Raw genomic sequence first — 23,705 nt, 5'->3', positions numbered from 1 at the left:
CGGGGCTCCTTCGGGGGCGGCGGTGTCGGGTGACGGCGGTGACGAGGGTCAGAGCAGGTCGGCGACGTCGGCTTCGAGCGCGCGACGATCGTCGGCCGAGATCGGGTCGAGCGGGGCACGCATGCCGCCGGCCGGCAGCCCGCGCAGTTCGAGGACGGCCTTGAGGTGGGCGAGGTTGCCCTGCCGGGTGGCGGCCACCGCTCGCAGCGACCGTTCCCGGGCCACCGCGAGCGCGTCGGCGTCCCCGCTGCGCAGGGCGTCCCGGACCGCGAGGAAGGGTGCCGGCAGCGCCGAGCTGACCCCGGAGACCACTCCGGCGCCGCCGGCCGCGACGACCTCGGTGAACTCCGCGTCGGCACCGGAGTACGCCGGCAGGTCCCGGTCGCCGAGCGCGGCGAGGTACTCGGCCAGCACCGGGGTCGGCTCGCCGCTGATCTTCACGCCCGCCAGACCCGTCCCGGCAAGCCGGGCCAGCGACCGTGGCGAGACCGTCGTGGTGGTCCGGGCGGTGAAGAGGTACGCGTACACCGGCCGTCCGGCGGCGGCGGTCACCACCGCCTCGTAGTAGTCGAGCAGGGCCCGCTCGGTGGCCGGGAAGTAGTGCGGGGTGAGCGCCGCGAGCCGGGCCGCTCCCCGGTCGACGGCCGCGCGGGTGAGGCGTACCGCCTGGTGGGTGCTGGCGTGCCCGACGTGCCAGTAGGTGCGCCCGGGCCCGAAGGCGTCGTTGGCGGCGGCGGCGACGTCCAGCCGCTCGTCGTCGGTGAGGGTGGTGAACTCACCGGTGGTGCCGGCCACGAACACCCCGTCGACGGGGTGCGCGGCGAGTTGGTCGTAGGCCGCCCGGGTGGCCTTGAGGTCGACCGCGCCGTCGGGGTCGAACAGGGTCGGCAGGGCGCTGATCAGGTTGGCTCCGGGGTGGGCCGTGGTCATGAGATGTGCTCCGAGGGATCGAGCAGGGCGAGCACGATGCCGCGCCGCTGCCAGGTGTACGTCACAGCGAGCCGGTCCCCGACGGGGATCAGGCAGGGGTACGAGAACTCGTTGCCACCGGTGGTCCGCACCCCCGAGTCGGCGGGCCGGTAGCCCTCGTCCGCCGTCTCGCCGAGCGACTCCTCCAGGGTCAGCCAGGGCCGGAAGGTCTCCCCCTCGTCGGTGGAGACGGAGACGGTCAGGGGCGCCCGGCTGGCCCAGTCCCCGGTGGTGGGGTTGTGGGCCAGGTGGACGTGGTCGCCGAGGCGGGTCACCGCGATGCCGGAGTTGTTGTTCGGCACGGTGGACAGCGAGCCGGGCGACCAGGTGCGGCCGTCGTCGACGCTGGTGGCGGTGACGAGCCGGCCGGCGGTGCTGCGGGCCAGCAGGCGTACCTCGCCGGTCGGGGTCTGCCAGAGCGCGGGCTGGATGGCGCCCGCGCCGGGGAAGGTGGCGTGGTCGAGCCGGATGTCCGGGGAGCGCTGCCAGGTGTCGCCGTCGTCGTCGCTGCGCTCGACGAAGCAGTCCCATCGGGGGCGCTCGCCCCACTTCTCGGTGGAGGCCCCGGCGAGCAGTCGGCCGGAGCGTAGGCGCAGCGGCGGGGTGCGGACCGGTCCCCGGCCGCCGGGCTCGGCGTCGCCGAGCGGTCGGGGCGTCGACCAGGTCCGGCCGCCGTCGGTGGAGACGACCTGGTGGGTCACCCAGGTCGAGATGGTCGCGCCGACCTTGAACCAGCAGACCAGGTCCCCGCCGGTACGCCGGTGCAGCACCGGGTTCCAGCAGGGTGCCAGGTCGCCGCTGACCACCGTCGGGGCGCTCCACCGGTCGTCGGTCCCCCGGCTGAGCCAGATCCGCGAGTCGGCGGCTCCTTCGTGGTCGCCCTGGAACCAGGCGACCACGAAGGTGTCCTCGGTGACGCAGACGGTGCTGCCGTGGCACTGGCCGGGCACGTCCCGGACCACGAAGTGTCGTGCCGTCACCGGCTCGCTCCGGCGGGGACCGGCGGATCGGTCGGGGTGTCGCGGTCGGTGGGATCCTGCCGACGCGCCTTCATCCGGCTGCGGATGCGGGGCACCGCCACGGCCAGCACTGCCAGCACGAGCAGGCCCACCGCGATCGGGCTGGTGTAGATGGTCTCCAGTCCGCCCAGCTCCATCGACCGGCGGAAGTTGCGCTCGGCCAGCGGGCCGAGGATCAGGCCGAGCACGATCGGGCCGGCCGGGAAGCCGTACCGGCGCAGCAGCAGGCCGAGTACGCCGAACAGGACCATGACGCCGACGTCGAAGACGCTGTTGTTCACCGCGTACGTGCCGACGACGCAGAAGGCCAGGATCACCGTCCACAGGAACCGGCTGGGCAGCTCCAGCAGCTTGGCGACGCCGCGCATGCGCAGCAGGCTCAGCCCCAGCGTCAGCACGGTGGCGAAGAACATGATGCCGGCGATCGAGTAGACCAGGTCCGGCTGCGAGGTGAACAGGCCGGGGCCGGGCTGGATGCCCCAGATGATCATCGAGCCGAGCATCACCGCCATCACCGAGTCGCCCGGTACGCCGAGGGCCAGCGTGGTGAGCACCGACCCGCCGACACCGGCGTTGGAGGAGCCGTCGGCGGCGGTGAGCCCTTCCAGGGAGCCCTTGCCGAACTTCTCCGGCTCCTTGGAGACCCGCTTGGCCTGGTTCCAGGCGACGATCCCGCCGATGTCCCCGCCGACGGCGGGCAGCACGCCGACCACCGTGCCGACCGAGGAGCCGACCGCGATCGGCTTGACCATCTGCCGGGTCTCCTGCCTGGTCGGCCACCAGCGGCCGAAGCTGGTGATCGCCTTCTGCTTGTGGTGGCTCCGCGAGATCATCTGGCTGAACACCTCGGCGATGCCGAACAGACCGATGATCACCGCGATGAACGGGATCCCCTCGACCAGTTGCGGGATACCGAAGGTCAGCCGGTCCGAGCCGTCCATCGGGTCCCGGCCGACGGTGCCCAGCGCCAGGCCGAACAGACCGGCGATGAGGCCCTTGACGAGCTGGCGGCCGGAGACCTCGATCATCATGGTGAGACCGAAGACCACCAGCGCGAACATCTCCGGCGAGCCGAAGCGCATGGCCACCGTGCTCAGCGGGATCGCGGCGACCATCAGCACCGCGATGCCGACGAAACCGCCGACCGCCGAGGCGAAGGCCGACGAGGTCAGCGCCAGGCCGGCCTTGCCCTGCTTGGCCATGGCGTAGCCGTCGAAGGTGGTGGCGATCGACGCCGGAGTGCCCGGAGTATTGATCAGGATGGCCGGGACCCGGTCGCCGAACTGCGCGCCGATCAGGATGGTCAGCAGCACGGCCAGGCCGGGCAGCGGATCCATGGTCAGGGTGAAGGCGCTGGCCAGGGCGACCGCCATGGTGGCGGTGATGCCCGGGAACGCGCCGACGAGCATGCCGATCGCGGCGCCCGCGAGGACGCAGAGCAGCATCTGGACGGAGAGGAGGGCACCGAAGCCCTCGACGAGCGCGTTCACAGCGGCACCCTCAGCAGCAGGCCGAACAGGCCGTAGATCACCACGGTCACCCCGGCGGGGAAGAACAGCAGGTCCTTGATCCCCCGGCCCCCGGCGATCCAGGTGAGCGCGGCGACGAAGACCAGTCCGGAGACGAGGAAGTGCAGGTAGTACCAGAGCACCCCGAAGGCGAGCGTGGCCGCGACGAAGCCGACCACCCGGACGATCCCCGAGCGGGTGGCCGGCCCGTCCTCGTCCTCGTCGTCGGCCACGGCGGGTGTGGTGACGAAGGCGAGGACGATCTGCAGGGCCGACAGGCCGATGATCCCGATGGCGAGCGTCTCCGGCCAGATGCGGGGACTCACCGCCAGGGCCCGGGCGGGCAGCTCGATCGAGCGGGCCAGCCACAGGAACACGGCGCCCAGCACCAGGAAGACCATCCCCGGTGCCGCCGCGCGCCAACGCGCGGCGACACCGTGATCACCCTGGATCGGCGGGTGGTGGATAGCCATCAGCCGTAGATCTGGCCGAAGCGGTCGTACTCGGTCTTGGCGAACTGGCTGGCCTCGTCCGGCGAGGTCGCCAGCGGCGTGTTGCCGGCCTTGGTCATCACGTCCTTGAACGCCTCCGAGGAAGCGGCCTTGCGGACGGCGTCGGCGAGCCGCTGCCGGACCTCGTCGGGCAGGCCGGCGGGGGCGCCCATCAGGCCCCAGCCACCGATGACCACGTCGACGCCCTGCTCCGTGGCGGTGGGCACCTCCGGCAGCGAGGAGACCCGCTCCGGGGCCAGCACCGCGAGGATGCGCAGCTGGTTGTTGCCGGCCGCGGCGGCGGACTCGCTCACCCCGGCCATCACGGCCTGGACCTCGCCGGAGACCCCGGCGGCCACCGCCGGCGCGCCGCCGTCGTACGGCACCGGCTTGAAGGTCGCACCGGCCGCCTCGCCCAGGGCGAGGGTGGCGGCCTCCCAGATGGCGCCGGCACCGGAGTTCGACACAGTGATCGTGCCCGGCTCGCGCTTTGCCGCAGCCAGCAGGTCGTCGAGGCTCTGGTACGGGCTGTTCGTCGGCACCGACAGCGTGGCCGGCGCGTTCATCACCTGCCCGAGGACGGTGAACTGCTCCGGGGTGATGTCGGCGCCCTGGTGCCCGAGCATCGCCACCTCGACCGGGATGAAGCCGATCGAGTACCCGTCGGCCGGACGGCCCTTGAGGTAGGTCAGGCCCACCCGTCCACCGCCACCGGTCCGGTTCTCCACCACGATCGACCGCCCGAGGTCCGCTTCCAGCTCCTTGGCCAGGGTGCGGGCGGTGAGGTCGGAGCCGCCACCGGCGGCGGCGTGCACGACAAGGGTGAGGTCCTTCTCCGGGAAGTTCTCGCCGGAGGCGGTCTCGCTCCCGCCGCGGTTGGCGCAGCCGGTCACCAGGAGGGTGCCGGCGACGGCCAACGCGGCGAGGCGCAGCATGCGTGTTCTCATAGGTCGTTCTCTCTCTGGACGGGGGTCGGGGGATTCGCGGAACGCAGCCGCGAGCAGGTCGTCTGCAGGTGTCGGTGCAGCTCGGCCTTGACCTCGGCGACCTTGCCGGCAGTGATCAGCCCGGCCAGGTCGTGGTGCTCCCGCGCCGAGGGCGCGAGGTCGGCCAGCCGCTTGCCGGAGGCGTGCAGCAGACCTTCGATGGTGGGGCGGAACTGGTCCCACAGGACGCTGAGCCGGGTCATCCCGGCGGTGGCGAAGAACGCGCTGTGGAACCGGATGTCCGCGGTCGTGAAGGCGACCGGGTCACGGTCGGTGACGGCCGCGTCCATGTCGACCAGCGCGGTACGCAACTGACGGGCGAGGACCTCGCGTCGGACGGTGATGGCCCGCTCCACCGCCAGCAGCTCGAACGACTCCCGCAGGGCCATCAGCTCCTCGATGTCAGCGTCGTTCAGCGAACGGGTGACCGCGTTGCGGCCGGAGCCGGTGACCAGTCCCTCCGACCGCAGGATGCGGATCGCGTCGCGGACCGGACCCCTGCTGACCTGGAAGGAATCGGCCAGCTCCTCCTCGACGAGACGGGTGCCCGACGGCACGTCGCCCACGATGATGCGACGGCGCAGCTCGCCGGCCAGCTTCTCGCCGAGGGACTCCGCCCTGATCGGCCTGACGTCCAACACGTTGTCCTCCTGATAACTGTTAACAGTTAACACTCGACTCATCCCACGGTCAACGGAAGATGACGAACGAGTTTCTCGATGTTTCCTGCCGGCATTTCGCCTGGTGGATGCCCCGACGGGACGAGGAGACGTCGCCGCGACGCCTGGCGGCGGCGACAGCGGGCCGGAATGGGCGCGCGAGCCGGGAACACGACGGCCGCCACGGGCCGCTCAGCGGACGGCGGGGCCGCGCTCGGCCACCGGTCCCCGCACCGCGGTCACTGCCGACACACCAGGGGCCCGACCCGGCCGGCGATCCCGCGACCGCACGTCGGTGGACCCGAGGTCACGCCGGATCAGCAGAAACATTGCGACAGGGTACGGGCGCGACCGGTTCCGGTCCGCCCACGACGAGCGGCCTTTCCCCGCAGTCGCTCGGCCAGCTCGCCGGCACCCGTGGAAGCTCGTCGGCGTCGGCGTCGGCGTCGGCGTCGGCGTCGGCGTCGGCCGAGGGTCGGAGACGCAGACGTCGGCCGGGGCCAGGGGCCGGGGCCAGGGGCCGGGGCCAGGGGCCGGGGCCAGGGGCCGGGGCCGGGGGCCGGGGCGGCTGACTGCCATGTCGGGTACGGGCACTGTCGAGCTGACGGCGGCGACGGATCGCGGTGAGCGCCCACCTGCCCTGCGCCGGCAGGGAGTGGCCGTGCGAGCCGAGCCGAGCTGCCGCGCCGCTCGCCGGGCCTGACCGCAACTCACCGTTCGAGCACGGTCGGCCCGCGTTGATGGCCTCCACGGTCGGAGTGTCCGGGTTCGTCTCCCCGGACGGGCGGGTAGGGGCGATCGGCAGCGACCGGGACCGCCCGGCCCGCCACACCGCCGAGTCGTCGGCCCGCTGGCCGCGCTCGCAGCCGAGAGGGCCGATAGCGCATACGGTTCAGCTCGACAGGGGCCGCCGACACGACCATTGGGCCAGGCATCGGCCGGAGCCCGGGCCGGAACGCCGCTGGTCCCGGGCGGCGTCACGCCACCCGGGACCAGCGATCCGTCTCAGCCGGTCAGAAGTCGTCGTCGAAGCTGACCGAGCCGGTCACCCCGACCTGGTAGGCGGAGACCCGACGCTCGAAGAAGTTGGACAGCTCCTGGACGTCCTGCAACTCCATGAACGCGAACGGGTTGCCGCTGCCGTACATGGGTGCGATGCCGAGCACGGCCAGGCGCCGGTCGGCCACGTGCTGAAGGTACTCCCGCATGTCGGCCGGCGACATGCCGGAGACGCCCTGCTCCAGCAGGTCGACGGCGAACTGCACCTCGCACTCGACCGCCTCGGCCAGCATGTCCTTGACCTGCTGCTCCATCTCGGCGTCGAAGAGGTCCGGCTCCTCGGCGCGGACGGTGTCGACCACGTCGAAGGCGAAGGCCATGTGCATGGACTCGTCGCGGAACACCCAGTTGGTGCCCGAGGCGAGGCCGTGCAGCAGGCCCCGGGAGCGCAGGTAGTAGACGTAGGCGAAGGCGCCGTAGAAGAACAGGCCCTCGATGCAGGCGGCGAAGCAGATCAGGTTCAGCAGGAAGGCCCGCCGGTCCTCCCGGGTCCGCAGCTCGCGCAGCGCGAAGATGGAGTCGATCCATTTGAAGCAGAACTCGGCCTTGCGGGCGATCGACGGGATGTTCTCCACCGCCGCGAACGCCGCGAACCGCTCCTTCTCGTCCGGGACGTAGGTGTCCAGCAGGTTCAGATAGAACTGGACGTGCACCGCCTCCTCGAACAACTGCCGGGAGAGGTACAACCGCCCCTCGGGCGAGTTGACGTGCTGATAGAGGTTGAGCACGAGGTTGTTGGCGACGATGGTGTCGCCGGTGGCGAAGAACGCCACGAGCCGCGACACCAGGTGCTGCTCGGCCGGCGAGAGCTTGGCCAGGTCGGCGAGGTCGGAGTGCAGGTCGACCTCCTCCACCGTCCAGGTGTTCTTGATGGCGTCCTTGAAGCGGTCGAAGAAGTGCGGGTACCGCATCGGCCGCAGGGTCAGGTCCATACCGGGGTCGAGCAGCAGGTGCCGCTCCCCCACGCCGGTGCTGGTGCTGGTGCTGGTCTCGGAGACGGTGGTCACTGGCATGCCTCGCAGCTCTCGGGGTTCTCCAGGGAGCAGGCCAACGCCTCGTCGTCGCTGACCGCCACGACCGGCGTGACGCTCGGGGTGACGGCGACGGTGGCCTGCTGGATCCGGGTCGCCGGACGCGACCGCAGGTAGTACGTGGTCTTCAGCCCGGACTTCCAGGCGTACAGGTACATCGAGGAGAGCTTGCCGATGGTCGGCGCGCTCAGGAACAGGTTCAGCGACTGCGACTGGTCGATGAAGGGGGCACGGGCCGCCGCCAGGTCGATCAACGCCCGCTGCGGCAGCTCCCACGCGGTCCGGAACAGTTCGCGTACGTCGGCGGGCAGCTCGACGACGCCCTGCACGGAACCCTCGGCGCGCTTGATCTGCTCCCGGATCGCGGCCGTCCACAGTCCGCGCGCCTTCAGTTCGCGGACCAGGTAGGTGTTGATCTGGAGGAACTCGCCGGACATCGTCTCGCGCTTGAACAGGTTGGACACCTGCGGCTCGATGCACTCGTAGCAGCCGGCGATCGAGGCGATGGTGGCGGTCGGCGCGATCGCCACCAGCAGCGAGTTCCGCAGGCCGTGCCGGCCGATCGTCTCGCGCAGCGCAGCCCACCGCTCGGGCTGGCCGACCTCGGCGCCCCACAGGTCCGGGTGCAGCTCGCCCCGGGCGGCGCGGGTCTCGGCGTACGCGGGATGCGGGCCGAACCGCTCGGCGAGGCCGGCGGAGGTCTCCAACGCGGTCAGGAAGATCTCCTCCTGCACCCGGGTCGACAGCTCCCGGGCGGCCGGGGAGTCGAACGGTAGGCGCAGCGTGAAGAGGGCGTCCTGCAACCCCATCAGCCCGAGCCCGACGGGGCGCCAGCGCGGGTTCGACGCCGCCGCCTGCGCGGCCGGGTAGTAGTTGATGTCGATCACCCGGTCCAGGAACACCACGGCGGTACGCACCGTCGCGCGCAGCCGCTCCCAGTTGACACCGTCCGCGGTGACGTGCGCGCCCAGGTTGACCGACCCGAGGTTGCAGACCGCCGTCTCGGCGTCGTCGTTGACCTCCAGGATCTCGGTGCAGAGGTTCGACAGGTGGATGGTGTTGCCCGGGGCGCCGGTCTGGTTGGACAGCCGGTTCGAGGCGTCCTTGAACGTCATCCACCCGTTGCCGGTCTGCGCGAGCGTCCGCATCATCCGCCCGTACAGGTCGCGGGCCTTGACGGTCTTGACCGCCTTCTTCTCCGCCGCCCGGTACGCCTCGTCGAACGCCTCACCGAACAGGTCGGGCAGCTCGGGGGCGTCCGACGGGTCGACCAGCGACCAGTCGCCGTCCGCCTCGACCCGCCGCATGAACTCGTCCGGGATCCAGTTGGCGAGGTTCAGGTTGTGCGTCCGCCGGGACTCCTCGCCGGTGTTGTCCCGCAGTTCGAGGAACTCCTCCACGTCCGGGTGCCACGGTTCGAGATAGACGCAGGCCGCGCCCTTGCGACGGCCGCCCTGGTTGACCGCGGCCACCCCGGCGTCCAGCGTCTTGAGGAACGGCACGATGCCGTTCGACCTGCCGTTGGTGCCGCGGATCAGGGCGCCCCGACCGCGCACCCGGGACCAGGAGATGCCGATGCCGCCGGAGAACTTGGACAGCTTCGCGACCTGGTGGTAGCGCTCGTAGATGGAGTCGAGTTCGTCGCGCGGCGAGTCGACCAGGAAGCACGAGGACATCTGGGTGTGCCGGGTGCCGGAGTTGAACAGCGTCGGTGAGCTGGGCAGGTAGGCCAGGCTGGACATCAGCCGGTAGAAGCCGATCGCCTCGCCGGGCGTCTGGGACAGGCCGCAGGCGACCCGCAACAGCCAGTACTGCGGCGTCTCCACCACCAGCCGGGTCTGCGGGTGCCGCAGCAGGTACCGGTCGGCGACCGTGCGCAGCCCGAAGTACTCGAAACGCAGGTCCCCGGCCGGGTCGACGGCGTCGTCCAGTTTGCGCGCGTTGCGGGCCACGAACGCGGCGGTCTCGTCGCCGATCAGGCCCAGGTCGTGTGCGTACCGGATGGACTGGCTGAAGCTGGCCACCTGCTGCCCGCGGACCTCCTTGTCCACGTACGCGGCCAGCAGTCGGGCCGCCAGCTTCGAGTACTGCGGCTCCTCACCGATCAGTTCGGCCGCGGTCTGGATGGACAGCTTGTCCATTTCGGCCGTGGTCGCGCCGTCGTACAGCCCGCTGATGGTCTTGGTGGCCACCCGCAGCGGGTCGATCTCGTCCAGGTCGGCGACCCACCGTTCCACCGCCTTGACGATCTTGTTGACGTCCACCGGCTCGGTGTCGCCGTTCCGCTTGCGGACCTGCATGACGTGCCGGCGTTGCTCCGGCCCCGCCTGCTCCTGGGTCACCGTCATGTTCCCCCTCCTCACGCCTGTCCCCGAGATCGTCGGGTCCGCGCGGGAGGACGCCGCCGGTCACCGACGGCACTGCTGCCGTGACTGACCAGCTCGTGGCGTCGGCCGTCCCACGCGGCCTTCGACCGCCGCACACGTCGCGTGCGGCGCGCTGGCAGGTCTTCGGACTCGTGGGCCTGGTGCTCGCGCCTACTGGCCGTCGCTTCCCAGACCTGGCGGGTCCAGTGCGTGATGACGGCGGTCGTTCCCACTCACCGCTGCGGGGCAGTCCCGGATTCCCACCGGGTTCCCTCTTGCCTCGACCGCCGTTTCAGTGGCGGCCGAACCAGCTACGAGGCACACCATATATGGGTACGGCGCGAAGATGACAACACCAGATGCTGTGCCGGGCGTGTCGCGTGCCAGATGTCGGGCATCCCGCCGACCGCCGGCCGGGTTGTCGATCATGCCCACTAGCATCGTCGCGTGCAGACAGCGGCCGGACCCGGCGACCGACGGGCACTGCTCGACATCCTCCTCCAGGCCGCGGATCGCAGACCCGAGCAGGTCATCGTGCACGTGCGCGAGGACGGCACCGAACGCACCGTGACCGTCCGAGAGTTGCGGGACGAGGCGCTGCGGGTGGCGGGCGGCTACCGGGCCGCCGGCGTGGCCCCGGGCACTCCGGTGATCCTGGTCGCCGACGCCGGGGACGACTTCCAGCCGCTGTTCTGGGGGGCGCTCGCCGCCGGGCTGGTCCCGGTGCCGCTGCCACCCGAGCCGACCCGGGTACGCGCCGTCCGCGAGTTGCTCACCGACGCGGTGACCGTGGTGGACGACGCCACCGACGCGATCGCCGACGGGCTGGACGGCCCGGTGCTGCGGCTGGCCGACCTGCGGACCGGCACCCCACCGGAGGAGCTGTTCGCGGCCGACCCGACCGACGTGGCGTTCCTCCAGTTCTCCTCCGGCAGCACCGGCACGCCGCGCGGGGTGGAGTTGACCCACGCCAACGTGCTGGCCAATGTGGATCAGTCCCGGCTGGCCAGTGGCGCCGGGCCGGACGACGTCCTGGTCACCTGGATGCCGTACTTCCACGACATGGGGTTGATCGGCACCCACCTGACCCCGCTCGCCATCGGGTGCACCCAGGTCCGCGTACCCCCGATGGCGTTCGCCAAGCGCCCGGCGCTGTGGTTCACCGCCGCCCACCGGCACCGCGCGACCCTGCTGTCGGCGGCGAACTTCGCGCTGGCCCTGGCCGTCCGCCGGGTCCCGGCGGACCTCCTCGCCACGCTGAACCTGAGCCGGGTCCGGTGCGTGGTGGTGGGCGCGGAGCCCATCTCCCCCACCGTGTGGCGGGCCTTCCTGGCGCACGTCCGCCCGGCCGGGCTCGCCCCGTCCGCCCTGCGACCGGTGTACGGCCTGGCGGAGGCGACCCTCGCGGTGACCTTCCCGCCGCCCGGAGAGGTCGCCGTGCCGCTGGTGCTGGACCGGGCCGCGCTGAGCCAGGGCCGCGCGGTGACCACCGGGCCGGGCCCGGACGCCGTGGAGCTGATGGACCTGGGGCACCCGGTGCCCGGCTGTGAGGTCCGCGTCGTCGACGAGCGGCACCGGCTGCTGCCCGAGGGCCGGGTGGGCCTGATCGAGGTACGCGGCCCGAACGTGGCGCGCGGCTACCACCGGGACCCGCAGGCCAGCCGGGAGACCTTCGTGGACGGTTGGCTGCACACCGGTGACCTGGGTTTCCAGCGCGCCGGTCGGCTCTGCGTGACCGGCCGCGCGAAGGACGTGATCTTCGTCAACGGTCGGACGTTCCACGCTCCCGACCTGGAGGCGGTGGCCGCCGCGACCGTCGGGTTGCCGGCCACGGTGACGGCGGTGGTCGGCTGCACCGACCCGGACACCGGCGGCGAGCGGATCGTGGTGTTCGTGGCCTGGGCGCGACCGCCGGCCGGGGCGGCCGTGGTGCTCGACGCCACGCGGGCCCGGGTCGCCGAGGCGGCCGGGCACGACGACGTACGGGTGCTGCCGCTGCCGCCCGGCGCGTTCGCCCGGACCACCAGCGGCAAGCTGCGGCGGCGACGGATGCGCGAACGCTACCTGGCCGGCGACTTCGCCGACCGGGAACGCCGCTGGCACCCGGCGGCGACCAGCCTGCCGGGGACGTCCGCGTCCGGCGACACACCTCCGGGGGCACCCGCGAACACGCAACCGACACGGCAGTCGGAGGCGCGGCCGTCGGGCGATTCGGGGCCGCTGTCCCGGCGACGGGTCGAGCAGGTCGTCCGGGCGGTCTGGGCCCGGGTCCTGGACCGGCCCGCCGACACCATCGCGGCCGACGACCGGTTCCTGGCCATCGGCGGTTCGTCGCTCAAGGCGATGGAGGTGCTGGCCGGGCTGGAGGACGCCCTCGGCACCACGTTCGATCCGGCGGACCTGCGGGACTGCCCCACCGTCGCCACGCTGACCGACCGCATCCTGGCCGGGCCGCCCACGACCCGACCGGCACCGCCCGACGGGCGCGCCCCGGCGTCGCAGGACGTCCGCTCCGGCGCGACGCCGCTCGCGGTCATCGGGATGGCCTGCCGCTTCCCGGGTGCCGACGACCCCGACGAGTTCTGGCGCGGGCTCGTCGACGGCGTCGACGCGGTGCGGCCGGTCCCGGAGCACCGGTGGACGCCGCAGGACGGTCGGCCCCGCTGGGGGTCCTTCCTGGACGATCCGATGCAGCTCGACGCGGACTTCTTCGGGCTCTCCGACGAGGAGGCCCGGCTCACCGATCCGCACGCCCGACTGTTCCTGGAGATCGGGTACGAGGCGCTCGAACGCGCCGGGTACGCCGGGCCGCGTCGGCAGGGCCGCCGGGTCGGGGTCTTCGCCGCCGTCGGTGAGAGCGCCTTCCCGGAGCTGCTGGCCGCCGCCGGTCCGGTCACCGCACCGGCGGCGCTGGTCGGCAACCTGCGCAACCTCGTGGCGGCCCGGCTGTCGCAGGCGCTGGACCTGGTCGGTCCGGCGATCGTGGTGGACACGGCCTGTTCCTCGGCGCTGGTCGCACTACACCTGGCCGCGCGCAGCCTGGCCACCGGCGAGTGCGACATCGCGGTGGTCGGCGGGGTGAACCTCAATCTCACCGAGACCGCCTACCGGCTGCTGGACGCCGCCGAGGCGCTGTCGCCGACCGGGCGGTGTCGCGCCTTCGACGCCGACGCCGACGGCTTCGTGCCCGGCGAGGGCGGCGCGGCGCTCGTCCTGTGCCGCCCCGACGACGCGTACGCCGCCGGGGACCCGGTGTTGGCGCTGGTCGCCGGCACCGCCGTGGGTAACGACGGCCGGTCGCTGAGCCTGCTCGCCCCGAATCCGCAGCGGCAGTGGGAGGTCATCGCGCGCGCGTACGCGGACGCCGGGCTCGACCCGGCCGCCGTCTCGTACGTCGAGGCGCACGGCACCGGCACCGGCCTCGGTGATCCGGTGGAGGCGCGGTCGCTGGCCGCCGCGTATCCGCGCCGCCCCGATGGCACGCCCCGCTGGTTGGGGTCGGTCAAGACCAACCTGGGACACCTGCTCAACTCCGCCGGCATGCCGGCGCTGCTGAAGGTGGTGCTGGCCCTGCGGCACCGGCAGTTGCCGCCGTCGCTGCACCACGTCCGACCGTCCACCCGGTACGACCTGGACGCCGCCGGCTTCACGGTGGTCACCGAGGCACGCCCGTGGACCGCACCCGGACCGCTGGTCGCCGGCGTGAACGCGTTCGGCTTCGGCGGCACCAACGCCCACGCCGTGCTGCGCGAGGCACCGCCCCGCGAGCCCGTACCGCCGCCGGCCGGCACCGGCGCGCACCTGGTGACGCTCACCGCGCGGTCGGCGTCCGCGCTGCGGCGCAGTGCCCACGACCTCGCGGGGCACCTGCGCGACCGGGGCGACCTGGACGTGGCCGACGTGGTCGCCAGCGCCGGGACGGCCCGGGACGACGCGCCGTACCGGTTGGCGCTCGTCACCGACGGCACCGGGCTGGCCGATCGGTTGGCGGCTGCCGCGACCGCGTACCGGGACGATCCGGTCCGCCGCCGGCCCCGGATCGTCTTCGTCTTCCCGGGCGACGGATCGCCGGCCGCACCTGCGGTCCGCGACCTGCACGACCGGCTCCCGGTCTTCCGTGACCTGCTGACCGGGGCCTGCGCCGCCGCCGGGCCGGTGGCGGGACGGCCGTTGCTGTCCTGGTGCCTGGACGACGAGCCGGACCGGTCGGATCGGCGGGTCACCGCCCCGGTACGCGTGGTGGTGGCCCTGGCCCTGGCCGGACAGCTCGCCGCCTGGGGGGTGCGGCCCGACGCGCTGCTCGGACACGGGGTCGGTGAGCTGGCGGCAGCCGCCACCGGGGGCGGGCTGGGCGTCGCCGACGCGGTCCGGCGTGCCGTCGCGCTCGCCGACCCGGCCCACGTCCAAAACGGTGACGCCGACCGGGACGACGACGGGTACGCCCTCGCGGCGCTGCGGGGCGTCCCGGTGTTCAGCGCGGCGGCCGGGCGGTGGGACCCACCGGAGCCGGTCCGGTGGGCCACCGACACCGCGAGCGGAGCGGAGCTGCGCGCGGCGTGGCGGCGGCTCCACGACGACGGGTACGACACCGTGGTCGAGTTGGGCGTCGCCGACGGCACCGCCGAGCTGACGGCGGCCGGGACCGGCGCAGCGGAGGCGACGCACCACAGCGGCGGCCGGGGCGACGACGAACCCACCAGGGCCCTGGTCCGGATGATCGCGGTGCAGTACGAGCCGACCGGTGCGGTGCCCAGCGGTGCCGCGTCGCTGCTGGCCACGGCTGGGCGGCTCTGGGCCCGGGGTGGTCCGCTCGACCGGCCCGCCCTGTACGGCGGGCGGCAGCGGGTGCCGGTGCCGACCTACCCGTTCGCTCGTCGCGCCTTTCCGCCACCGGGGGCGGCGCACGCCGTACCGCTGCACGTCGTGGCCTGGCGGGAGGTGCCGGCGGCGGTCGGCGTACCGGCCCGGCGGGTGTGGCTGCGCGGCCCGGGGGTGGGGGGTCCGTTCGCCGACGACCTGGCCGCCGCGCTCACCGCCGACGGGATCGAGGTCCACACCGGCCCGGCGGCCGGTGCGGACGGCGACATCACCGTGCTGCTGGCCGGGGCGGCGGTCGACACACCGGACGTGGCCGCGCTCGACGCCGCCGTCACCGCCCAGGTACGCGCCGTCCGCGCCCTGATCGACGAGGGGATCGACCGGCCGGGCCGGCTGCTGGTGGTCACCGAGGACGTGCACGTCACCGGCGCAACCGAGGAGCGTGGGCGGCCGGTGCAGGCGGTGCTGGCCGGACTGGCCGCCGCGCTCGCCGACGAGCGTCCCGGCCTGCTCGTGCAGACCGTGGACCTGTCCTCCTCGGACGGTACGACAGCCCGGGTCGACGCCGTCCGGCACGAGGTGTCCGCCGTCGCCGCAGACCCGGCAGTCGCCGACGGGCACACCTCACCCGACCCGTACGCGGCGACCGGGGTGGCCTGGCGCGGCGGACGCCGGCTGGGCCGGTTCCTCGATCCGGTGACGTCGGACGCGGGCCGGTTCCGCTACCCGGTGCCGTCGGCGGGCGACCGGACCGGCGACCCTGCCGGTGGCGGACCCGTCGCGGCGGGGGCCGTGCACCTGATCGTCGGTGGTGCCGGTGGTGTGGGCGCGGAGTTGGCCCGGTCCCTGGCCCGCCGGGAGCAACCGACCCTGCTGCTGGCCGGTCGGTCGGACCACGCACCGGCAGCGTTGCTGGCCGAACTGACCGCGCTGGGCGCGACGGCGACCTACCACCGGTGTGACGTGACCGTGGCCGCCGACGTGGACGCCCTGCTCGCCGCCGCACCCCGGGTGGACACCGTGTTCCACGCCGCCGGCATCGTCCGGGTCGGCACCCTGCGCGCCAAGTCCGTCCAGGACGTGCTCGCCGTGCTGGGCCCGAAGGTACGCGGCACCCACCTGCTCGCCGAGGCGCTGCGGCGACACGGTCACGATCGGGCCGCCCTGGTCGGGTTCTCGTCGGTCAGCGCGGTGCGGCCCGGGCTGGCCGGCGCGATCGGCGACTACGCCGCCGCCAACCGGTTCCTCGACGCGTTCGCCTCCGCGCACCGGGCCGCTGGCCGGCGCGTCCAGGCGGTCGGCTTCGCCGCGATCAGCGACGCCGGCATGGCCGCCCGGACCGGCGGTGTCGGCGGGGGGATGCCGGTCGACGAGGCGCTGCGCGCCCTGACGCTCGCCCGTCGTGTCGACGCCGCGCACGTCGTCGTCGCATCCTCGCAGGAGCGTTCGATCACCGCGCCGACGGCCAACGCCCCGGCGGTCACCGTCCCGGCCGGGGCCGCCGTCGCTACCGTCGCTGCCGAGACCACCACCGTCGACCTGCCGCGCAGACCGGACGGTGTGGACGGTGGACCGGGTCGGGACGAGGTGGCCCGGCTGCTGCGGCGGCTGCTCGCCGAACCGCTGCACCGGCAGCCCGACGAGATCGCCGACGACACCTCGTTCCTCGCCCTCGGCCTGGACTCGCTGGCCGCGGTGGACCTGGTCAAGCGGCTGGAGGAGGAACTCGGCCGGGAGCTACCGGTCACGCTGTTCTTCGAGTACACCACCGTCGCCGACCTGGCCGCCCACCTCACCGGGGTACGCGCCGCCGAGGCGGTTCCGCCGGTGACGCGTACGTCGGCGGCCAGGGAGCGGACGCCGGTCGAGGGCGAGCCGTTCCCGCTGACCGCCGTGCAGCGGGCCTTCCACGTCAACGAACGGCTCCACCCCACCGTGGCCAGCTTCGCCTTCGTCCAGCAGACCGTCACCGGTCCCCTGGACGCCGGACTGCTCGGGCAGGCGCTGGCCCGCCTGGAGGCGCGCCACCCGATGCTGCGGGTGCGGTTCACGCCCGGTCCGGGTACGCCTCGCCAGGTGGTCCCGCCCGTGCCGGCCCACCCGGCTCCGGCCCCGGACTGGTACGCGGTGCGGTCGCTCACCGAGCCGCTCGCCGAGGTCCGGGAGCGGCTGTGCAACACCCCGGTCGACCTGACCCGGCAGCCGCCGCTGCGAGCGGTCCTGGTCCGGGAGGCACCCGACCGGGCCCACCTGATGCTGGTGCTGCACCACGCCGCCGGGGACGGGTTCAGCCTGAACCTGCTCAGCGAGGAACTGTGGGCCGACTACACCGCCCTGGCCCACGGCCGTACGCCGGTGGCCCGACCGCCGGCTCCCGGGTTCGACACGTACGCGCGGCAGGTGGCCGGGCCCGCGCCGGAGGACCTGGCGTACTGGCGGGACCTGCTGGCCGACGGCACGACGCTGCGGCTGCCGTTCGACGGTGACCCGGACGCGCGCCCCGGCCCGCCCCTGCTGACCATGCAGAGTGAGCTGGAGCCGGAGCTGGTGGCGGCGTTGCGGGACCGGGCCGCCGCAGCCGGTGTGTCGCTGTTCCACCTGCTGTTGGCCGGGTACCTGCGCTGCCTGGCCCGCTGGGGTGGGCAGCGACGCGTGCCGGTGACGGTGGCGCGGGCCGGTCGGGACGCCCGGCTGGCCGACATCGACCGGATCGTCGGGCCGTTCGCCGACACCCTGCCCCTGGTCCTCGACGTGGACCCCGACGAGCCGGTCGGACAGCTCGCCGACCGGCTCCGGGTGGCCTGGTCGGCGGCGCAGCGGCACGGCTCGGTGACCAGCCTCGACCTGGCCCGACTGCTCGACCGTCCCGGCGCCGGGCCGCGTACCGTCAGTCCGGCCGGGTTCAGTTTCGCCCGGTTCCCGGTCACCCTCGACCCGGACTGTCCCGTCGCCGTGCGGCCCACGGCGGCCGGTTCCGGCTCCGCCGCCACCCGGTTGAGCCTGCTCTGCTGGGAGTCCGGCGACGGCCTCGGCCTGTCCTGGAACTTCCCGGGCCGCCTGTTCACCCCGGCGACCGTGGCCCGGCTCGCCGCCGAGCACCGGGACGACCTCGTCGCGATCGCCACCGGCCGACCGCCACTGTCCACCAAGGAGCGGGCGGCGACCGCCGTGGACGCCGCCCCCGTCGGGCAGCGGTCCACCGAAGCCGGCCGGGCCGTGGCGCACCGCTTGGCCGCCGGTCCGGCCGGGCAGCGGTCCGCCCCCGCCGACCGGGTCGAGCGGCAGCCGGTCGACGGCGACGACGTGACCGCCCGGATCCGGGCGGTCTGCCGACGCACCCCGGACGCGGTGGCGGTGACGACCGGCGAGCGGACCCTGACCTACCGGACGCTGGACCGCGACGCCGACCGGGTGGCCGCACTGCTCGCCCGGCACGGGGTACGCCCCGGCGACCGGGTCGGCCTGCTCACCGCGCCCGGTCCGCAGACCGTGGTCGGAGTGGTCGGCATCCTGCGGGCCGGTGCCGCCTGGGTGCCGCTGGACGCGGCCCACCCGCCGGCCCGCCTCGCCGACCACCTGGTCCGGGCCGGAGCCGGAGTGCTGCTGCACGACGACGAATCGGCCGCCGTCGCGGCCCGCCTCGACGCTGCCGCACGACCGGTCTCCTTCGACCCGGGCACCGCCGACGCCACGCTCGACGTCCCGTCGGTGCCCGAGGCGACGCCGGACCAGACCGCGTACGTGATCTTCACATCGGGATCGACCGGGCGGCCCAAGGGCGTACCGGTCAGCCACCGGTCGATGCGTACCTATCTCGACTGGGCCGTGGCCACCTTCGGTTACCGGCCCGGGGACCGGCTCGCCCAGACGGCGTCGAGCTGCTTCGACGCCTCGGTCCGGCAGATCCTGGCCCCGCTGCTGGTCGGTGCCACCGTGGTCACCTTCACCCGCGCCCAGCTCCGCGATCCGCAGGTGCTGCTGTCCCGAATCGCGGCGGACCGGATCACGGTGTGGAGCTCGGTCCCCACCCTGTGGGAACGGATCCTGCGCGCCGCCGAGGAGCACGTACGCCGCCACGGCGAGGCACCCGACCTGGCCGCGTTGCGGTGGGTGCACGTGGGCGGCGAGGAGTTGTCGCCGGTGGCGGTCCGGCGCTGGTTCGACCTGTTCGGCGACGCCCGGATCACCAACCTGTACGGCCCGACCGAGGCCACCATCAACGCCACCTGGCACCTGATCGACGCCCGGCCCGACGACACGGTCCGTCGGCTGCCGATCGGCCGCCCGGTCGGCGGGGCGGTGGTCCGCGTCGTCGACCCGGACGGTCGGGTCTGCCCGCCCGGCGTGGCCGGCGAGCTGTACCTCGGCGGCGTCGGCCTCACCACCGGCTACCTCGGCGAGCCGGAGCTGACCGAGGCGGCGTTCGTGGACCACGACGGCGAGCGGTTCTATCGCAGCGGCGACCGGGGTCGGCTCGCGCCGGACGGTGCCCTGGAGTTCCTGGGCCGCCTCGACGACCAGATCAAGATCCATGGTCACCGGGTGGAGCCCGGCGAGATCGAGGCGGTGCTGCGTACCCATCCGGAGGTCGCCTCCGCGACCGTGCTGCACCGGGCCGATCCGCATCCCCGACTGCACGCCTTCGTGCTGCCCGCACCGCAGACCACCCCGACCACGGCTGCGCTGCGTGCCCACCTGGCCGCTCACCTGCCGGCGCACATGGTGCCCGCGCGTCTGCACCTGCTGGACAGCCTGCCGCTGACCGCCACCGGCAAGGTCGACCGCGAATCGCTGTCGGCACTGGCCGCCGCCAACCGGGCACCCGCACCGACCGCCGACCCTCACGCACCCGCTCGGGCGGACGCCGATGGCCTCACCCCGCCGGAGGCCGACGCGGCGGCCCCGGCCCGCGCCACCGCCCCGACGGACCGCCGCGCAGCAGCAACCGGCAGCACCGGTCCGGCCGATGTCGAAGCGGAGCTGGCCCGCATCTGGGCCGGTCTGCTCGACCTGCCAGTGGTCGGCCCGGACGACGACTTCTTCGCCCTCGGCGGCGACTCCATCCTGGCCCTCGAGGTCTTCGCCCAGCTCCAGGAGCGCCGCGCGGTCACGGCGAGCCCGACGCTCATCTACGAGCACCGGACCCCGGCCGCCCTGGCCGCCGCGCTCGACGCCAGTGCGACGAGCCGCGACGAGCCAGACCCGCACACCGGCGGTCGGGCCACCGTGGACGCCGACGTCCCAGCGGGTCCGGCTAACGCCGACAGCGGACCGCAGTCGGACGCCACCGCGCCGTTTCCGGTGACCGCCGCGCAGCGTGGCTTCCTGCTCGCCGACGCCGTCACGCCCGGCGCCGGCACCGCCTGGCTGGCCCGGCTGCGGTTGCGCGGTCCGCTGCGCCGGGACGCCTTCCAGCGTGCGGTGGACGTGCTGGTCGCCCGGCACCCGATGCTGCGGACCGTCTTCCCGGCCGGTGCCCGGCCACCGGTGCAACAGGAACTGCCCGTCGCGATGCGGCTGCCGGTGGCGTACGAGAACACGACCGGCCCGGCCGACCTAGCCGCCCGGGTGGCCGAGGAACGTCGTCGACGGTTCGAGCCGTGGGCCTGGCCCCTGCTGCGGCTGCGCCTGCTGCGGGTCGCGCCGGACGACCACGTCCTGCTGGTGCACGCGCACCACCTGATCGGTGACGGCTACAGTGCCGCGCTGCTGGGCCACGAGTTGCTGGCCGCCTACCACGCCGACGGGGCGGCCGATCCGCTGACGCCGCTGCGGGCAGGTTTCCGGGACTACGCCCGGCTGCTGTCGGAGCGGGCCGCCGCCGCACCGGACCCGCAGGCGTACGCCTGGTGGTCGCAGCGGTTCGGGTCGGCGTACCGGCCGCCGGTGCTGCGTGCGGACACCGACCGGCCGGACGACGGCACCACCGACACGGGCGCCCCGGTCCGCGCGTTCACGCTGGACGCCACGGTGGTGGCGGGACTGCGCCGGCTGGCCGCCGAGGCGTCGACCAGCCTGTACGCGCCGGTGCTGACCGCGTACCACCGGGTGCTGGCCCGACTCACCGGCCAGGACGACCTGGTCCTCGGGCTGGCCGTGACCGGACGCGACCACCCGCTGCCGGACCTGCACCGGATCTTCGGTCCGTGTGCGGCGATGCTGCCGCTGCGCCTGGCCGGCACCGAGCCCTTCCCGATTCACCTGGCCCGGGTCGCGGCCGAGGTCAGCGCCGCCCGGCAGCACGCCGACCCGCCGTCGATCGCGGCGGCCGTACCCGCCGGACGGCCCGACGGCGCACCGACCGGCGCCCAGTTCTTCTTCAGTTTCCTGGACTTCGACGCGCTCCGACCCGCCGCCCCGCCGACGGGGACGGCCGGACCGGACCGGCTCGACCTCTCGTGGGACGAGGACACCGAACTCGCCCCGCCGCCGCTGGGCACCGACCTGTTCCTGACCGCCCGGCCGGTCGCCGACGGCCTGCGGGTCACCCTGCGCGGCTCCCGCACGGCGGTGAGCGCCGCCGACCTGGACCACCTCGCCGACCGGCTCCGCACCGACCTGAGCACGGCGGCGACCGAGCCGACCGCAGAACCGACCGAGCCGCACGCGGGCGTGGCCGCGCCGACTCAGCCACACACGGGCGTGGCGACGGTCGACCGATCGACGACGCGCGCCGGGACGTCGGCCGCGCTGAGCGCCGCCATCGTCGGGTACCTGCCCTCCCCCGCGCAGCTCGCCGTGATCGCCGGTCTGCCGGTCGGGAGCCTGCCCCGGGAACAGCTTCGTGAGCTGCTCTTCCCCGGTGGTCGACCCCGGCTGTTGGAGGAGTTGTCCACTCCGCTGGGCACCTCCGGCTTCGTCTGCCTGCCGCGCTTCGCCGACGAGTTGACCGCCGCCGGGGACCGGCTCGCCACCGAGGCCGCCGCAGCCGTCGACCTCGCCGCCGGCCTCGGGGCGACCTGTGTCTCCCTCGCCGGCCTGATCCCCGCCCACACCGGGTACGGCGTCGGGGTGCTGCGGCACACCCGGACCGCCACGGCGGTCACCACGGGTCACGCGGCCACGGTCGTCTCGGTGGTCCTCACCGTCGAGGCGGCCCTGACCGCAGCCGGGCGGAGCCTGGCCGGGCGGACCGTCGCCGTGGTCGGTCTCGGCTCGATCGGGTTCTCCTCACTGCGGCTGCTGCTGGCCCGCGCACCCCGTCCACCGGCGCGGCTGCTGCTCTGCGACCTGCCGGCGACCGCGCCCCGGCTGGCCGACCAGGTGGAGCGCCTGCGCGCCGACGGACTCACCGCCGCCGTCGAGATCTGCCCCACCACCCCGGCGGTGCCCGACCCCGCGTACGCCGCCGACCTGATCATCGGTGCCACCAGCGCGGCCACCGAACCGCTGGACGTCGACCGGCTGCGCCCCGGCACGATCGTGGTGGACGACTCCTTCCCGCACGCGCTGGATCCCACCCGGGCGCTGGCCCGGATGCGGCGGGACCGCGACGTGCTGGTGGTCGGCGGCGGGCTGCTGCACGTCGGACCGACCAGCCGTACCGTCCCGGTGGACCTGCCGTCGGCGGCGGTCGCCGGTCACGCGGCGGCGCTCGGGTTGCCCGGCACCATCGCCTCCTGCCAGCTGGAGTCGCTGTTGCGCGCCGGTACGCCCACCCTGCCGCTGGTGCACGGTCTGGTGGACGAGTCGACGGCGGCGGCGTACGCGGCGGCGCTGGCCGGGGCGGGGATCACCGCCGGGCCACTGCACCTGCTGCGTCACCGCGTCGAGCCGGACCTCCCGGCGGCGCTGCCGGAGGTGCCCGCCACCTGAGGCACCCGCTGCTGCGGGTGCCGCACCGCCGGCCGGGAGCTGCGGTTCTCGTGCAGCGCGAGCAGGACCACCGAGGCCAGCACCAGCGTCAGGCCGACCCACTGGCTGGTGCCGAGTCGCCCGTCGAGCAGGGTGAGCCCGACCAGGGCGGCGGTCAGCGGGAAGGCCAGTTCGGCGAGGGTCGCGTTGGACGCGGGCGTCCGGCGCAGGGCGTGGTAGTAGAGCATCAGCGCGAGCAGGCCGGGGATGGCGGCGAGCAGCACCAGCCGGGGCACCAGCTCGATCGGCACGCTGACCGGGGTGCCGGTCGCCGCCGCGAAGGTGGCCAACGCGACCAGGCCGACGCTGAACCGCAGCGTGGTGACGTGCAGGAAGGAGAGTTCGGCGCTGACCATCCGGCCGAGGACGGTCCCGGCCGCCCAGAGCGCCGCCGCGCCGAGCGCGAGTCCGGCGGCGGCCAGGCCGCGCGGCTGCGCCGACAGTGGATCGGGGAAGGCCAGCAGCCAGGCGCCGACCAGCGCGGGCACCGCGAACAGCGGGAACCGGGGGCCGACCCGCTCCCCCAGCAGCATGGCGGCCAGGACCAGGGCGAGCACCGGCTGGAGCTTCTGCAACACCTGCGGGGTGATCGGGTCGCCCAGGCGGAAGGCGGCGGTGAAGAGCGTGGTGGCCAGTGCCGAGGAGCCGGCGCCGATCACCAACACGGCCAGCTTCGTCCGCACCGAGGACCGGGCCAGCGCGCGTACGGCCGGGATCAGCCAGGGTGACACCAGCAGCACCAGGACCACGTGTTCGGCCAGCACCACGCTCAACGCGGGAAGCTCGCGGGCCAGCGGTTCGCGGAGCAGGCTGGAGAAGCCCCAGAGACTGGCGGCCACGGCGACCAGCCAGGTGCGATCGCCGGTGGCCCGGCTGGTGAGCGGGCTCATCGTGTCCTCCCGGTGGGTGCCGACCTCATGATCAGTGAACCATTCTCGACCGTCC

At 74.0% G+C, this 23,705-nt stretch carries 10 protein-coding genes and 1 riboswitch; of the genes, 1 reads left to right on the top strand and 9 read right to left on the bottom strand.

The annotated features are described in order from the left end of the window. Window positions 1-48: 48 nt before the first annotated feature. The 8 genes from ACWDVW_RS11195 to ACWDVW_RS11160 form a co-directional block, all read right to left on the bottom strand. On the bottom strand, window positions 49-930 hold the full coding sequence (locus ACWDVW_RS11195) for a dihydrodipicolinate synthase family protein (RefSeq protein WP_449946903.1): 882 nt from the start codon (window positions 928-930) through the stop codon (window positions 49-51). Beyond that, a complete protein-coding gene (locus ACWDVW_RS11190; protein WP_449946901.1) occupies window positions 927-1,949 on the bottom strand; it encodes a sialidase family protein in 1,023 nt (340 codons plus the stop codon). The genes ACWDVW_RS11195 and ACWDVW_RS11190 overlap by 4 nt, the downstream gene beginning before the upstream one ends. Beyond that, complete coding sequence (locus ACWDVW_RS11185) at window positions 1,946-3,478, bottom strand: tripartite tricarboxylate transporter permease (protein ID WP_449946899.1); 1,533 nt, start codon at window positions 3,476-3,478, stop codon at window positions 1,946-1,948. The genes ACWDVW_RS11190 and ACWDVW_RS11185 overlap by 4 nt, the downstream gene beginning before the upstream one ends. Then, window positions 3,475-3,969, bottom strand: coding sequence for a tripartite tricarboxylate transporter TctB family protein (locus ACWDVW_RS11180; RefSeq protein WP_449946897.1), 495 nt, complete (start codon window positions 3,967-3,969; stop codon window positions 3,475-3,477). The genes ACWDVW_RS11185 and ACWDVW_RS11180 overlap by 4 nt, the downstream gene beginning before the upstream one ends. Further along, window positions 3,969-4,934 (bottom strand): tripartite tricarboxylate transporter substrate binding protein, encoded by a 966-nt coding sequence (locus ACWDVW_RS11175; RefSeq protein ID WP_449946895.1) that lies wholly within the window; start codon window positions 4,932-4,934, stop codon window positions 3,969-3,971. Before ACWDVW_RS11175 ends, ACWDVW_RS11180 begins: the two co-directional genes overlap by 1 nt. After that, the gene (locus ACWDVW_RS11170) at window positions 4,931-5,614 is read right to left on the bottom strand and encodes a GntR family transcriptional regulator (RefSeq protein ID WP_449946893.1); all 684 of its coding nucleotides are present in this window, start codon (window positions 5,612-5,614) and stop codon (window positions 4,931-4,933) included. Before ACWDVW_RS11170 ends, ACWDVW_RS11175 begins: the two co-directional genes overlap by 4 nt. A 1,031-nt stretch (window positions 5,615-6,645) precedes the next feature. Continuing rightward, window positions 6,646-7,698 (bottom strand): ribonucleotide-diphosphate reductase subunit beta, encoded by a 1,053-nt coding sequence (locus tag ACWDVW_RS11165; protein WP_449947111.1) that lies wholly within the window; start codon window positions 7,696-7,698, stop codon window positions 6,646-6,648. After that, on the bottom strand, window positions 7,695-10,070 hold the full coding sequence (locus tag ACWDVW_RS11160) for a ribonucleoside-diphosphate reductase subunit alpha (protein WP_449946891.1): 2,376 nt from the start codon (window positions 10,068-10,070) through the stop codon (window positions 7,695-7,697). The genes ACWDVW_RS11165 and ACWDVW_RS11160 overlap by 4 nt, the downstream gene beginning before the upstream one ends. 136 nt (window positions 10,071-10,206) lie before the next feature. After that, a riboswitch (cobalamin riboswitch) is annotated at window positions 10,207-10,415 on the bottom strand. A 120-nt stretch (window positions 10,416-10,535) separates the two neighbouring features. On the opposite strand from ACWDVW_RS11160, the gene ACWDVW_RS11155 reads away from it, so the two are divergent. After that, entirely contained in the window at window positions 10,536-22,721 is a 12,186-nt protein-coding gene (locus ACWDVW_RS11155) for an amino acid adenylation domain-containing protein (protein ID WP_449946889.1), read from the top strand. On the opposite strand, the gene ACWDVW_RS11150 is transcribed toward ACWDVW_RS11155, so the two are convergent. Further along, window positions 22,667-23,650, bottom strand: a complete 984-nt coding sequence (locus ACWDVW_RS11150; RefSeq protein ID WP_449946887.1) for a DMT family transporter — start codon at window positions 23,648-23,650, stop codon at window positions 22,667-22,669. The genes ACWDVW_RS11155 and ACWDVW_RS11150 overlap by 55 nt on opposite strands. Window positions 23,651-23,705 lie beyond the last annotated feature (55 nt).

The sequence above is a fragment of the Micromonospora sp. NPDC003241 genome, from assembly GCF_053589795.1.
Note: the sequence above shows the minus strand (reverse complement) of the source record. Positions and strands in the feature narration are given on the sequence as shown.

Coding starts and splice junctions, on each gene's coding strand:
- ACWDVW_RS11180 (WP_449946897.1), bottom strand. CDS start 3,969: ATGGCTATCCACCACCCGCCGATCCAGGGTGATCACGGTGTCGCCGCG.
- ACWDVW_RS11195 (WP_449946903.1), bottom strand. CDS start 930: ATGACCACGGCCCACCCCGGAGCCAACCTGATCAGCGCCCTGCCGACC.
- ACWDVW_RS11160 (WP_449946891.1), bottom strand. CDS start 10,070: ATGACGGTGACCCAGGAGCAGGCGGGGCCGGAGCAACGCCGGCACGTC.
- ACWDVW_RS11175 (WP_449946895.1), bottom strand. CDS start 4,934: ATGAGAACACGCATGCTGCGCCTCGCCGCGTTGGCCGTCGCCGGCACC.
- ACWDVW_RS11150 (WP_449946887.1), bottom strand. CDS start 23,650: ATGAGCCCGCTCACCAGCCGGGCCACCGGCGATCGCACCTGGCTGGTC.